The 13,486-nt window shown below is 41.4% G+C and carries 12 protein-coding genes; 2 read left to right on the forward strand and 10 right to left on the reverse strand.

The annotated features are described in order from the left end of the window. Nucleotides 1–51: 51 nt before the first annotated feature. Nucleotides 52–1,545, reverse strand: coding sequence for a xylulokinase (gene xylB, locus NST57_RS10180; protein ID WP_341298510.1), 1,494 nt, complete (start codon nt 1,543–1,545; stop codon nt 52–54). Between the two features lie 33 nt (nt 1,546–1,578). After that, nucleotides 1,579–2,916, reverse strand: a complete 1,338-nt coding sequence (gene xylA, locus NST57_RS10185; RefSeq protein ID WP_341298511.1) for a xylose isomerase — start codon at nt 2,914–2,916, stop codon at nt 1,579–1,581. 213 nt (nt 2,917–3,129) lie between these two features. Here xylA and xylR point away from each other — a divergent pair, with 213 nt between their 5' ends. After that, a complete protein-coding gene (gene xylR / locus NST57_RS10190) occupies nt 3,130–4,290 on the forward strand; it encodes a transcriptional repressor XylR (RefSeq protein ID WP_142155263.1) in 1,161 nt (386 codons plus the stop codon). A 46-nt stretch (nt 4,291–4,336) separates the two neighbouring features. Here xylR and NST57_RS10195 read toward each other — a convergent pair whose 3' ends face one another. The 3 genes from NST57_RS10195 to csaA all read right to left on the reverse strand — a co-directional run bounded on the left by NST57_RS10195 (nt 4,337) and on the right by csaA (nt 8,209). Further along, nucleotides 4,337–5,944 (reverse strand): glycoside hydrolase family 43 protein, encoded by a 1,608-nt coding sequence (locus NST57_RS10195; RefSeq protein ID WP_341298512.1) that lies wholly within the window; start codon nt 5,942–5,944, stop codon nt 4,337–4,339. A 24-nt stretch (nt 5,945–5,968) separates the two neighbouring features. Beyond that, a complete protein-coding gene (locus NST57_RS10200; protein WP_142155265.1) occupies nt 5,969–7,360 on the reverse strand; it encodes a glycoside-pentoside-hexuronide (GPH):cation symporter in 1,392 nt (463 codons plus the stop codon). Nucleotides 7,361–7,876: 516 nt separating this feature from the next. Further along, the gene (gene csaA, locus NST57_RS10205; RefSeq protein WP_017359474.1) at nt 7,877–8,209 is read right to left on the reverse strand and encodes a chaperone CsaA; all 333 of its coding nucleotides are present in this window, start codon (nt 8,207–8,209) and stop codon (nt 7,877–7,879) included. A 267-nt stretch (nt 8,210–8,476) separates the two neighbouring features. Between csaA and NST57_RS10210 the strand changes: the two genes are divergently transcribed. Then, on the forward strand, nt 8,477–8,956 hold the full coding sequence (locus NST57_RS10210) for a hypothetical protein (protein WP_142155266.1): 480 nt from the start codon (nt 8,477–8,479) through the stop codon (nt 8,954–8,956). Here NST57_RS10210 and NST57_RS10215 read toward each other — a convergent pair. The 5 genes from NST57_RS10215 to NST57_RS10235 form a co-directional block, all read right to left on the reverse strand. Continuing rightward, nucleotides 8,953–10,578, reverse strand: a complete 1,626-nt coding sequence (locus tag NST57_RS10215; protein WP_341298513.1) for a YndJ family protein — start codon at nt 10,576–10,578, stop codon at nt 8,953–8,955. The genes NST57_RS10210 and NST57_RS10215 overlap by 4 nt on opposite strands. Further along, nucleotides 10,571–11,176 (reverse strand): DUF4166 domain-containing protein, encoded by a 606-nt coding sequence (locus NST57_RS10220; protein ID WP_142155268.1) that lies wholly within the window; start codon nt 11,174–11,176, stop codon nt 10,571–10,573. Before NST57_RS10220 ends, NST57_RS10215 begins: the two co-directional genes overlap by 8 nt. Further along, nucleotides 11,139–12,020 carry a hypothetical protein gene (locus NST57_RS10225; protein WP_142155269.1) on the reverse strand — a complete coding sequence of 294 codons (882 nt, stop codon included), beginning with the start codon at nt 12,018–12,020 and terminating at the stop codon, nt 11,139–11,141. The genes NST57_RS10220 and NST57_RS10225 overlap by 38 nt, the downstream gene beginning before the upstream one ends. Before the next feature lie 154 nt (nt 12,021–12,174). Further along, a complete protein-coding gene (locus NST57_RS10230) occupies nt 12,175–12,744 on the reverse strand; it encodes a TetR/AcrR family transcriptional regulator (protein WP_341298514.1) in 570 nt (189 codons plus the stop codon). A 3-nt stretch (nt 12,745–12,747) separates the two neighbouring features. Further along, nucleotides 12,748–13,467: an MBL fold metallo-hydrolase gene (locus tag NST57_RS10235; RefSeq protein ID WP_341298515.1), complete on the reverse strand. Its 720-nt coding sequence runs from the start codon at nt 13,465–13,467 to the stop codon at nt 12,748–12,750. Nucleotides 13,468–13,486 lie beyond the last annotated feature (19 nt).

Here is a 13,486-nt window from a genome sequence, read left to right on the forward strand (position 1 = left end):
TAAGATGAAACGAATTCATCACCTCCTTTCATGCCCCCACTCACTGCTAGATTATCGATACTTTGCTAGACCCGCATGAATGTCTCTTGTGTTTGTATAAATGCTTTGATACAAACGAAAGAGATGATCATATACATCGACATGCTGTTGATTTGGTGTAAATACGGCCGCTTGATGGATAAATTGATCCGCGCACGCCTCAAGTGACTGGTACCAGCCGCATCCAACTGCTGCAAGCATCGCTGCACCTAATGCGGGCCCTTGCTCATTTTCAAGCTGAATCACCTCAGCTTGAAAAATGTCTGCCTGCATTTGAAGCCATGTATGACTTCTCGCACCTCCACCAATGGACACAATAGCATCTATTCTTTTTCCGGCCTGCCTGAATAAAGCGATCGATTCATTTAATGAAAAAGTGATTCCTTCAAGCACAGCTCTAACCATATGCGCTTTTTCATGCCGGCTGTCTAATCCAATGAAGCTTCCACGAATGACTGAATCTGCATGAGGCGTTCTTTCCCCAACTAAATATGGCGTAAATAGCAATCCATTTGCCCCAGGCGCTATATCCTTTGCTCCGGCTAAAAGGGCTTTAAACGAATCATTTGGAGCAAGTAAAGATTTAATCCAATCGAGGCTATAACCTGCTGATAAAGTGACTCCCATTGTATAAAAAGCGTCTTTTTTTGCATGATGGAATAAATGCAAGTTTCCATTCAGCTCTCTGTTATGATTTTCTTCATAGGAAAGAATGACACCTGATGTGCCAATGCTGCATAGTGTGTGACCTGATGATAAAATGCCGGCGCCAATGGCACCGCAAGCATTATCCGCTCCACCCGCAAAAACCTTCACCTCTTCTGTCATCCCGGTTTCCTTTGCGATCTGCGGCAAGAGTGTTCCAACCTCCGCCTCCGATGAAACGAGCGGCGGGCAAATACGAATCGGAATATCAAAGGTTTGACAAATCTCCTCACTCCATGTTTGTTCTCCAATATCCAACAGTAACGTACCAGCCGCATCAGAATAGTCCATATGAATAGCGCCGGTTAATCGATATCTGACATAATCTTTTGGAAGTAAAAACAAATGGATTCGTTGATCAATTTCTGGTTCGTGTTCCTTTACCCATAACAACTTTGGCAGTGTAAATCCTTCTAACGCCTGATTTTTTGTGATCGCTTGCAGCCTGTCTCCTAGCTTTTCTGTCATGCGCACGCATTGCGGTGTTGTTCTTGTGTCATTCCACAAGATGGCAGGCCTGAGCACCTGAAGGGATTCATCCAATAAAACAAGTCCGTGCATTTGTCCAGAAAAACTGATGCCTTCTACTTGCCTTGACTGAACAGGCTTTCTCTCCATAAGTTCTGTCATCGCGGCCATCGTCTGCTCTACCCAGTCTTCAGGATTTTGCTCACAATAACCTGGTTTGCTTTGAATGAGGCGGTAAGATTTAGTCGTCTCGCAGCATACCTTCCCGCTCTCATCTACTAATATCGCTTTGACTCCGCTCGTTCCAAGATCAATTCCCATCACATACTTCATGTGTTCACTCCTTCAAAACATCCGCCTGCTCCATTAATCTTCTAACAAATATTGATTTAATCTGGCTTTCAGCTGTTCCTCTCTGCCAGATTCGTTTTTGATGAGCGGATGTTTCAGTGCATATTCTTCTAATGTATGAAAGTTTGCCGTTCCTTCTGAAATCTCTCGTCCAATTCCTTCAGAAAAACTGCGGTACCGGTGCTTGATCACATCTTCAAACACACGGTCTTCTATGAGTCTATGAGCCACCCGCAGCCCTTTTGCGAATGCATCCATCCCCGCAATATGGGCATACAGAAGATCTTCCAGTTCAAAGGAGGCTCTTCTGACTTTTGCATCAAAATTGAGACCGCCTGTTCCAAGGCCGCCATTTTGCAAAATTTCATACATGGCGAGTGTTGTGGCATATAAATCCGTTGGGAATTCATCAGTGTCCCAGCCTAGAAGGGAGTTTCCTTGGTTGGCATCAACGGAACCGAGCAGTCCATGAATTCTTGCTACACGCAGCTCATGCTCAAACGTATGACCCGCTAATGTCGCATGATTGGCCTCGATATTTAATTTAAAGTGTGTATCCAATCCATATTGTTTTAAAAAGGCGATTGATGTCGCTGCATCCGTATCATATTGATGAGTTGTCGGTTCCTTCGGCTTTGGTTCAATTAAAAATTGACCTGTAAATCCAATTTCTTTTGCATAATCGACCGCCATATGCAAAAAGGTCGCCAAATGGTCAAGCTCTCTTTTCATATCTGTATTCAGTAGTGTGTCGTAACCTTCTCGTCCTCCCCAGAAAACATAATTTTCTGCGCCGAGTTCCTTTGCTGTTTCGATGCCCTTTTTCACTTGTGCAGCTGCATAGGCAAATACATCTGCATGACAGGATGTCGCTGCACCGTGAACAAATCTTGGATGTTTAAACATATTAGCCGTGTTCCATAGAAGCCGAACCCCGCTTTGCTGCATGTAACCTTTCATTCTGTCTACGATGATGTCTAACTGCTGATTGGTCTCTTGAAGCGTATCGCCCTCTGGTGCAATATCACGGTCATGGAATGAAAAATACGGAACATCCAATAAATCAAAGAGCTGAAAAGCCACTTCCAATCTAGCTTTCGCCAAATCCATTCCGCTATAAGAATCCCAAGCTCTTTTCATCGTGCCAGTTCCAAACATGTCTGTTCCATCAGCAGTCAGTGTGTGCCAATAAGCGACGGAAAATCGCAGGTGGTCTTTCATTGTCTTTCCGCCAATCTTTTCGCTCGGATTATAATATTTAAATGCGAATGGGTTCTTTGAATGTTTTCCTTCATATTGAATGTTGCCAATCCCCTGTAAACGACTTAACGAAGTCATATTTGATTTGACCATAAGTGATTCCCCCTATATATTCACTTAGTAAGTTGATTCAACAAACGAATGAGCTAGTTTACCAACTAATCTCTTTGAATTTTCCATATTTTTTAGTTTTTTAGAAATATTTTCGTTATAATAAAGTGAAAAGCATGTTTTATAGAGAATGAACACGATAAAAAGTGGCTTTTCTTCACTTAATCTAAAGACGAAACAAATGGAGTGGATACAATGGATATTGCGGATCAGAACTTTGTGAAAAAAATAAATCAAAAGCTATTACTCAACGAAATTCTGCACCATGCACCAATTTCCAGAGCAAAATTATCTGAACGCACTGGGTTAAATAAATCGACCGTTTCATCTCAAGTGAGTACATTAATGAAAGAACATCTTGTTTATGAAATCGGTCAAGGCGAATCTAGCGGCGGAAGAAGACCCGTGCTTCTCATGTTTAATAAACGTGCAGGTTACTCTATCGGCATTGATGTCGGTGTTGATTATGTCAACGGCATTTTAACAGACCTTGAAGGATCGATTATTCATGATGAGCAACTCAAGCTCCCATCCAGCACACCTGAAGTGACTGTCCGTATATTAATTGAATTGATCCAGCAGTTACGTTCACATATTCCTTCTTCCCCATACGGGCTGATTGGTATTGGGATTTGTATACCTGGTCTGGTCGATGCAGATGAACAAATTGTGTTTACGCCTCATTCAAAATGGAAAAATGTCGATCTAAAAACAAGTCTCCAAGACACATTCCAAGTACCGGTTTTTATCGAGAATGAAGCAAATGCCGGTGCGTACGGTGAAAAAATCTTTGGTGCTGCTAAACATTATGACCATCTGATTTATGCAAGTATTGGCACTGGTATTGGTATAGGCATCATTATCAATCAACATTTATACCGAGGTACAAACGGTTTTTCTGGTGAAATGGGACATATGACGATCGACTTTAATGGACCGACATGCAGCTGCGGAAATCGTGGTTGCTGGGAACTGTATGCATCTGAGAAAGCATTGTTCCAATCGCTCCAAACAGATGGTCAGCCATTCACCTATCAAGACATTGAGCAGCTGGCGAAGTTAAATGATATGAAAACACTCAATGCCTTGCGTAACTTTGGCTTTTACATTGGAGTAGGTCTTACAAACGTTCTGCATACCTTCAACCCACAAGCCGTTATTTTACGAAACAAGGTCATTGAATCTGAGCAGGCCGTTCTAAGTGTCATTCAAGATGAAGTATCCTCTAGAATGGATGCACAATTCAGCTCACGGGTGGAGCTGCTTCCTTCGTCATTAGGACAAAACGCACCAGCCTTAGGGATGACATCTCTTGTCACTGAAGCTTTTTTACGTGATGTCACGCCTTCACCATAATGGAATACACGTTAAAGAGAGACAGCCTTTAGAGTGTTGTCTTTTTTTATTCAGTTGTTTCTTCGTATCGAAAATACTTAAAATCGGCAGGCAGACGTTCGCCGCTTGTGTCTTGGCACTGCATTCCGACAAAAGCCCCTGTAAAGAACCCCCCTCCTCGAATAAAATCATCTGATAAATGGGTCGATTCAAGCGTTATCTCTATTTTTTTCCACTCTTGTTGATCAAAAGAATAAGAATACGTGTACGTCTCTCTCTGAACAGTTACTCTTAAATACACATACGTGACCTCGTCTGGGATCATGATTTTTTTAATTAGCGGCTGAGAAAAGGCAAGATTTTCACACACAGATAATTCAAGGATACGGCCAAACGCCTCGTCATATGTCACCTGAAGTGCAGTCCAATTTTCCGTATTATAATAATTCACAAGACCTGCCGCTTGCTGAAAGTTTTCTGGAAAGAAGGAAACCGCTGTCTCTGCTTCAAAATAAAAGCTTTGCCAGCGCCTCGCAACAAACGCTTGTGTAAATTTAGACGTTAAAGATTCCTGCCCATACAGCCTTAAATGATGTGGGTTTTCTGTCACTGAACCAATCTGATCCGTAAATGGGATTCTTAATGTTTGGAAATGTCTATTTAACGATGAATCTTTAAATTCATCGACTATGTGATAGGTTGGAGAGAACTCCTCTACGCTTATCGCAGGCGCTTCAACCTCTAGGAGCCCCTCTTTTCCGCCTACCACATACGGCCAGCCATCTTTCCATTCAAGCTTTTGTATGGCCGTCTCTCTTCCTAAAGGGCACCAGCCTCTTTGCTGAAAAATGGATTCCTTACTTGAATGAATTGGGCGGCCAGTCAGATGAGCCAAATACCATTCATTTGTATGCGTTTGTACAATTGATGCATGCCCGCATTTTTGTAGTGGATGGCTAGGCGCATGAAAAGCCGTTAAAATTGGGTTGTCAGGATGAACCTCGTACGGCCCATCAATATGCGAGGAACGGGCAATCGTTGCTGCATGTTCGTAACGTGTGCCCCCTTCAGCTGTTAATAAATAATAGACATCATTGATGTAATAAAGATGCGGAGCTTCTGTCAGTTTGATTGGCGTGCCTTTAAAAATGACTTTCCGCTCACCGACCAGTTTTTTTTCAAACACACTATATTCCTGTAAGGCAATACCTGCAAAGGAGTGATGGTTTTCTCGATGGTCCCACAGCATATTCAACACGTATTTCTTTCCGCTTGGATCATGGAATAAGGAAGGATCAAACCCAGAACTATTGAGCCGAACCGGATCGCTCCACTCGCCGTCTACTTCGTCAGCTGTGACCAAATAATTATGACCATCCTTAAACGGACCATCTACTACTTTAATATCTGAATAGATGAGCCAAAACTGACCATCCGCATAACTTAAACACGGCGCCCATACCCCGCCGGAATCAGGATTTCCTTTCATATCGAGTTGAGATGTTTTTTGCAAGGGACGCGCGGCGAGTCGCCAGTGGACGAGATCCTTCGAGTGATAAATTTGAACCCCCGGGAACCATTCAAATGTAGAGACCGCCATATAATAATCTTCTCCTACACGGCAAATACTTGGATCGGGGTTAAACCCTTTGAGCACTGGATTAGTAATCTTCATTGAACTTCCTCCTCTTTCAGAGAGCTACATTTTAAAATCGTCCATATGATCGATATACACCTTGTCTCTATTCTCAAGCTCTCGTACGACTTTTTTATGTTTTTCTTCATCTAGGTTATAAAAATTAATATCAACCATCGCTAAAATTAGTAAGCATACAGGAATCACCGTTGTCGTGATTAAAATGCCAAGTAAAGCTTCTGGTGTTTGCACTTGGTTTGCAATATAACCAAAACGGTCAAGGACAAGTCCTGGAACGATGCCACCTAAGGCCATACCAAATTTAAAGAAGAATCCAATCACTGCGTAGATCAATCCGCCCATTCTTTTTCCTGTTTTATATTCACCGTATTCTACAGTTTCAGGAATGAGTGCCCACATGTAAGCACCAGCTGTAATGCTTCCTGCAGCAGCAACGAGCCTGAAAACAAGTATTAAAGTGATTTGACTCGGCGGGATCACAAGTAATGCAAGAAGACCTACAATATTCAGCAATAGTGAATAATTCAGCAGCTTTTTCTTTCCTAATAGTTTGTGCAGCTTTGGAATAAACGGCAGCACCATTAAAGCTGGCAGACTGCCAATCAGACCGTACCATTTCACTAAATCTTCTCTGCCGAGGTTATACGTCACATAATAGATCCCGACTGAGTTGCTGATCGAGTTCACACCAAAGATAATGATAAAGAAAATGCTTAACACAACAAGCGGACGATTCACTCGTAACTGGACAAAGAGATCACTGAACTTGATCTTTTCCTCTGGCTTTTGAAGCGTGACGCGCTCATTCGTACTTTTAAAACAGAAAATAAGTAATCCGCCCCCAAGAACGCCGAGAAATGCCATTGTCATCTGCCAGCCAAGCGCTGTATTTCCTGTTGTATCACCCAAAAAAGTGGCTAGAAACGGAACAAAAAAAGCAACAACTAAACCACCGAGATTTGCAAAAAGCATACGAACAGACGTAATACTGACGACCTCTTGGTTATTTCTTGTCATCGCGGAAGTTAAAGCACCATAAGGAACATTGATGAACGTGTATGTAAGCGATAAACCAACATACGTGATGTACGCATAAATGAGTTTTCCCATTTCGGAAAAATCCGGTGTCGTAAAACAAAGAATGGCAAGAACAGCAAAAGGTAACGCACCAAATAACAAATAAGGTCTAAACCGGCCAAAACGGCTGTTCGTCCGATCAACCATCGCCCCAATAAACGGATCTGCAAGCGCATCGATGGCCCGAACCACCAAAAACATCGTCCCTGCTGCTGCTGCTGATAATCCATACACATCCGTATAAAAAAATAATAGATACGTAGAGACAGTTGCATAAATTAAATTACATGCGAAATCTCCTGAAGCATACCCCACTTTTTCAGACATACGAATCTTCTTTAAATTCTCACTCACCATGAGTTTTCTCCCTTCTTCACTTAGCCTCTTTTAACGGACAGATGATGTAGGGCAGCAGCAATCAATAGATCAAAAATAAAGCGCTTTCAATTCGTTGCAATAATGAAGCTGAACATCTCTTTCTTTCAGCTTAGCCCAAATAGCAGCAAATCATTTGATTAAACAATAGGTCAATAGATGATCACCATCTTAGTTTATCGATTAAACAAACTAAGATGAATTCATTTTATAAAATCTGATCTGACTTTTCAATATTTTTCGAAAAAATAATCCAAATAATTGATTTCCTGTCATTTTTTCTATGATATGAGGATATGACTCCTCTTTTTATCTTCCAAAAACAAAGAGAACTCAAATAATGGTTGCATTCATACCTCTCCCATGCTATATTAATCAAGCGATGAGCTGAATTGTGTAAGTCGGGTAACATGTCTCTTTGAGACACACACGAATGTGGCGTGTGGTTATTCCGCCTCAATACGCAAAAGACATCTTCTAATGAAGATGTCTTTTTTCTTATCCTATTTTTGTTCCATTTTCAACTGGCTCATCTGTGGCAAGCAAAACAACGTCTTCTTTTGACGGCATGCCTCCTAAGACAAGCACCTCTGATTTAAACCCAGCAATTCTTCTTGGCGGGAAATTGACCACTGCAATAATTTGTTTCCCAGTGAGATTCTCAGCCTGATAACGTTTTGTCAGCTGTGCACTAGATTGTTTGATCCCAATCTCATCCCCAAAATCAATCTTCAGCTTAAAAGCAGGTACTCTTGCTTCTGCAAAAAATGCTGCTTCTACTATCGTCCCAACACGAATGTCTAACGCTAAAAACTGTTCAATATCTGCCATCAGAATCTCTCTCCCCTTCATTCTTTCATAAAAAAGGTCACTTTTTTCTTCTGCTAGATAAGCACTTGTCTCCCACTTATTTCTTTATTGTAGCACAGCCTACTCTTCTAAAAGAAAGGGTGAAAAAGCCTATTCATTGAAAATCTTCATTAGTTTACATAATAAATTTATAGTAGTCTATTAAATGTTTGCATCATAAAAATGAATTCGGTAAAATGGCAAATAATCCTACTGCTTCCTCTCGAATATTTCAGGGAGGGTTAACACTTGTTTACATTATCGAATATGTGGACGTTTTGCTGGTCGTTTTTCGTCATTCTTCCTATCGTTGCCATCTTGCATCAGCTGGGCCATATTGTAGTCGCCTGGCTGTTTGGAGCAAAGGTTTCGTTTGCGCTTGGCCGAGGCAAAAAAGTATTGAAAATAGGCGTCGTTGAAATTAGAAGAATCTATTTTCTAGATGCATTTTGCCACTATGAAGAAATGAGGAGAAATAACCGTTTCTCACACATACTTGTCTACTTAGGCGGATCATTATGCAACCTGCTCAGTGTTCTTATATTGAACACAATGATCGCCAATGATTTCCTGCCAGAACATCAATTTTTCTATCAATTTGCTTACTTCTCAGTCTACTATGTATTTTTTGCTTTACTGCCAGTACAGTATGCAGATCATCATCCGAGTGATGGGCAAGCGATTGTGAACATCATTCGTCACGGTGAACCATGCGACATCATTGACTAAGATGAGGGGCTTTCACTGGCGATTTGATACTGAATCGTTAAAAAAGGAATACCGAATAGCTTCATTTGATGAATTGCTGTGAGACTTTTTTCCGTCTCTGGTTTCATATGAAAGCTTTCTTCCATTGGCAGTTTCATGGTGATGAAAGACGTATGCAAATACAATCCTTCATCGCCCGTACTGCCTTTTGGACTTTTACTTTTTAATAGAAAATCTTCCTTTTCATTAAAAGGTTTTAAAATAGCCGTAAGCTGTGAAAAAGGAAGCGGCAAAGCAATATTCATATAGACCGTCTCTTCATCATGGTGCTGGGCATAGAGCGCATAAAAGACTTGCTTGCCTTTCTCATTGCGCCTGATCCACACACGTACATTCTCCCTTTCTTCAAGAGGATGTTGAAATCTTGAAAGACTCCCCGGCATTTCATATGGCATTCGTGATGCCCCTAAATAGAGCTGTCCTAGTTGTCTAAAAACAGGTTGAAGCAAAAAGACAAATGGCCTTACCCACCAATGAAAGCAGACGGCTGCTTTTAACGTAAAGGACATCGGGTCTTCATAAAATCTGCGAATAACAGGTGACACACGCTCTGCTGAAAATGCCTTTCCATTTAATTGGCCAAGAGAATCAACTAAACCTATCTTCTCGTCATGCTGCTTGTGGTCATGTTGAAAAGACATGACCTGAAAACGACCGTGAACTCTCGATACCGGAAAACGCTTTTGTTTCAATCGATCAGCTGGTCTTTCAATCAACCATCCAATGACGCCTGGTAAAATAACCAAACTTGCATTGATACTGCCATGAAACCAAATCATTTGATCCATGCTGATGTAGGTAACTCGTAAAAGCATTCCGGCAGAATAAAGGAATGAAAGAACAATGGTTCCCATTAACATGATGCTAGAGAACACAACGAACCCTTTTGCGGCAGTTGAACGAAAAGAAGTTGTCATACATAAAATTCCATACAAATAAAGTGCGATCACATACAAAATGACACTGAACGTATCAAACAGGCGGGAATAGCTGATTCCAACTGCAATCATCACTGGCGACAGTAAAATAACCCAGCCGCCCACTTTGTATAGCGTTGTCTCTTTTTTCCGCTGCCTGCCCAATAATCCATAAAAGATAGGGATAAAAAAAGCCGAGTAATGAAAATGAATAGCAGTCAAAAGAACAATCATCGGTGAAAATGTCATCACTTGTATATCTGCTGTGTATAGCCAGAACCAAAGCCCGCCTAGAGCGATATACATACATGCGCCATCGATCATCAGCTCATGAAGCGGATGGGCTCCTCTTTTCAGCAAACGGGTGAAACCAAATAAAGCCAGAATCATTGTAAAGAAAAGCCATCCAAATGCAAGCCAAAGAGAATGATAGATGAATGCGCCTGTTGCACATAGAGCTGCTATTGGAAAGGCTTTCATTATGAAGCCGATCAGCCCCTCCTGCTGTCGTTTCTTCTCTTCCTGATAAAAAAAGTGTAAGAAAGCGGGAAGAAAAAATAAAATCGCAATCAAAACAAAAAATTCTGGTATGGGAGCTGTCGTCAAACGTGTAACGAGAAAGCAAGACATCAACACGATACTACACATCAAATGCCATTTATTCATGAGGTGACAACCTTTCCGTAAACCGGCCCTTATATGTAAAAAGAGTACCAAAAAGGCGATTTTTCACTTGTACATCAATGGTATACTCACCTGCACGCTCATCGTAACCTTCTGTTACATCAGATTCACCGTAAAGCCAAGAAGGCAGTGGCCACTCCCGCCCAAACAGCAAAAACTTTTGCTTACCTGATTGAATGTGCAAGAACCCTTTTTCCGTGACTGTAAAATGAAGCTCTGACATAAGAAGCCTAGGCTTTCCAAAGTAGTCCAGTACTTGATGACTCTTCTGATCAATGATCATATCTGCATCAAAATGTCTTTCCTTTTCAGGAAAATAGAACGTACGAAACCAGTGCATCCCTTCTTCTCCCATGTTTGTCATAAAAGGCTTGTTCACAATTTGGAAGGGAATATTCCGCCCTCTTTCAGGAAAAAAACAGCGAAACAATGGACCGATTTTGAATAACAATCGGATGAGCTTTGTCCCGCCTCCTATTTCCTCCATGATGCCTTCGGCCGTAAACGCACGGTTATACCGTTCTTTTAATGTCGGATGCAGCCTATCGTAGTCCTTTACTTGATGATGATGAACGACCATGTCTACCTCCCCTTTTTCGTTTGATCGAAAACACATCTACACAATCTTTTAAATTGATCATTCCTGCAACGGATAAAATGAAAAATGCACTCAGCACCAGCGGCTCGTGCAGAGTCGTTTCTGGTGATAAAATCCCTATACCAAGCATCATCAGCAAAAAGATGCTTTGAAGGATGAATACATATTTCTTTGGAAGCTTAGGCATGAGCCATGATACGCCTAATAGCGCATAAAACAATCGAAATCCGGTGCTATGATCAAAAGCAGAAGGTGAAAAAGGAATGAATGCTTGACATAACCAGACGATAGCAAACAACAAACAAATACCATAATGGGCAAGTGTTCTCTCTAGCAGCAAACGGGGATGCGTGCCCTTTTCAAGCCACGTCTTTAATGCGCCAAAGCTAAAGGCAGTCATAAAACCCATCATTGGCCGAAAAAAGACACGGTCTGCCCATCTCCACCCTTTTCCTTCCTTTGTTTCATAATCAAATTGCGTTTGAAAAACAATGTGGTCATTCGTTTTCAAGTATTTCCAATACCCTCCGCCTTCTTTTATGAAAGACAACGGGTGTGATGATTTAAATTGAAGTGAGGATGCTCTTTCATGACGCTCATCCTTCACGCTCGTTCGATACGCTCCTGTCCCAGTCACACTAATGCCGAATCCAAGGTGTTTCTCATACAAAAAGGATTGGGGCTGTTCATCTCTAGGTCCATTTAATGAAATGGTCGAAAATCGCAAATCCCATTGTTCATGAAGCTTTGGATTTTGCGTATACTCCCATACTTTTTCAATAGGTGCTTGAATGGTTGTTTCCACATAAACAGGCTTTCTTTTCATCTGCCTCTACTCCTCTATGTGAATTATTTCACATAATAAGCATACCATGTTTCACAAAACTGTCAAATCTTTATTGGTTTTTTGCCCAAAAAATGTTTTGATTTGTTTATACCTCCTTCATCATATCGGTTCGATACATAAAAAAGACCTGTCATTAAGACAGATCTTCTTGCATCTTGATCCCTGTGATATAAAGACGGACCGCATAGCTCACACTATCTTCAAGCTGTTCTTTCCGTTGAAATCCCTTCTTGTTTGAAATATCTCCAAAGCCGTGCAGTAAGCTTCTGAGACCTCTGACGACATGCGTCATGTCCTCTTCTTTTACACCAAAACGAGACATGATGGATTGGACAAAATCAGCAAGATTCTCTGCAGCCACACTGACTTCTCTTTCATTCATATGTGAAAAAGCAGCCTCATAAAGGCCGGGATGCTGACGAACAAATTGAACATATTTTCTTGCAAATGCTAAAACAGCGTCTTCTTTTTCCAGCCCCGCTGTTACTTGTTTACCAGCCTCACAAAGCATTGTCAGCCCCTTGACAGCAAGAGCTGCCTGTATTTCATGAAGACCGGATATGTGGTTGTAAAGAGAAGGCGGTCTGATGTTAAGCCGTTTGGACAATGTAGCAATGCTCAAAGCAGAAAAGCCCTCTTCATCGACAAATTCGATGGCAGATTCAACAATTTTTTCTTGTGTGATACCCATTCTTGGAGACATGGTTTACTGCCCTCCTTTTTGTAGCTGATGCTTCCTTTTTTCGATAGCAGCTCTGAGCTTTGTCTCAGGCTCTATCATGAGATCACCATGCCCTGCTGCGAGACAAGACAAGGGAAATGCCAGTAATTTTTCAGCGCTTTTTAGTGCTGTTTCTGCATCCCAAGTGGCAAAAGCCGGGAATGGGAAGGTGAAGCGAAACTCACCCGTTACAAATAAACCGCCTTTTGTCACAACTGCATCACCCGCAATGACAACCCCTGACTTTTCATCGTATAAAGAGATGCTTCCTGGTGTATGTCCTGGTGTGGCAATGACTTTAAGTGACCCAATCTCGTCCCCTTCTTCGACAAGCACGTCTGGTTTTGTGTGAATGTCTTTTGAAAAACTGCCTTTGACTTTTTTCTTCGGCTCACCAGGAAGTAAAGAGAAATCGCCAGCAAACAGGCGAGCATCTCGTTTCGATAAATAAACAACTGCATCTGGAAAAGCCTTTTTCACTTCATCTAGTGCACCAATATGATCCATATGACTATGAGTCAGAATAATTTTTTTAATGGGTTTGTTTAATTTATGTGCAAATTCAATCATCGAGCTTGCTGCCATTTTCAAAGCTGCATCAATTAAGATGAGTCCATTCTCTTCCTCAAATACATAACAATTTACCGGAAAAATACGCGGCATGAATGTAAGCTGGTGCAAACGGTCAAATGTTGTCAATCTCATCTTGTTTTCCTCCTAAAAC

This window comes from Bacillus sp. FSL M8-0077 (assembly GCF_038050255.1).
GTDB lineage: Bacteria > Bacillota > Bacilli > Bacillales > Bacillaceae > Bacillus > Bacillus altitudinis.

Bases quoted from the DNA above. Each gene is read 5' to 3' on its own strand.
- xylB (WP_341298510.1), bottom strand. From the start codon at position 1,545: ATGAAGTATGTGATGGGAATTGATCTTGGAACGAGCGGAGTCAAAGCG.
- xylA (WP_341298511.1), bottom strand. From the start codon at position 2,916: ATGGTCAAATCAAATATGACTTCGTTAAGTCGTTTACAGGGGATTGGC.
- xylR (WP_142155263.1), top strand. From the start codon at position 3,130: ATGGATATTGCGGATCAGAACTTTGTGAAAAAAATAAATCAAAAGCTA.
- NST57_RS10195 (WP_341298512.1), bottom strand. From the start codon at position 5,944: ATGAAGATTACTAATCCAGTGCTCAAAGGGTTTAACCCCGATCCAAGT.
- NST57_RS10200 (WP_142155265.1), bottom strand. From the start codon at position 7,360: ATGGTGAGTGAGAATTTAAAGAAGATTCGTATGTCTGAAAAAGTGGGG.
- csaA (WP_017359474.1), bottom strand. From the start codon at position 8,209: ATGGCAGATATTGAACAGTTTTTAGCGTTAGACATTCGTGTTGGGACG.
- NST57_RS10215 (WP_341298513.1), bottom strand. From the start codon at position 10,578: ATGAATAAATGGCATTTGATGTGTAGTATCGTGTTGATGTCTTGCTTT.
- NST57_RS10220 (WP_142155268.1), bottom strand. From the start codon at position 11,176: ATGGTCGTTCATCATCATCAAGTAAAGGACTACGATAGGCTGCATCCG.
- NST57_RS10225 (WP_142155269.1), bottom strand. From the start codon at position 12,020: ATGAAAAGAAAGCCTGTTTATGTGGAAACAACCATTCAAGCACCTATT.
- NST57_RS10230 (WP_341298514.1), bottom strand. From the start codon at position 12,744: ATGTCTCCAAGAATGGGTATCACACAAGAAAAAATTGTTGAATCTGCC.
- NST57_RS10235 (WP_341298515.1), bottom strand. From the start codon at position 13,467: ATGAGATTGACAACATTTGACCGTTTGCACCAGCTTACATTCATGCCG.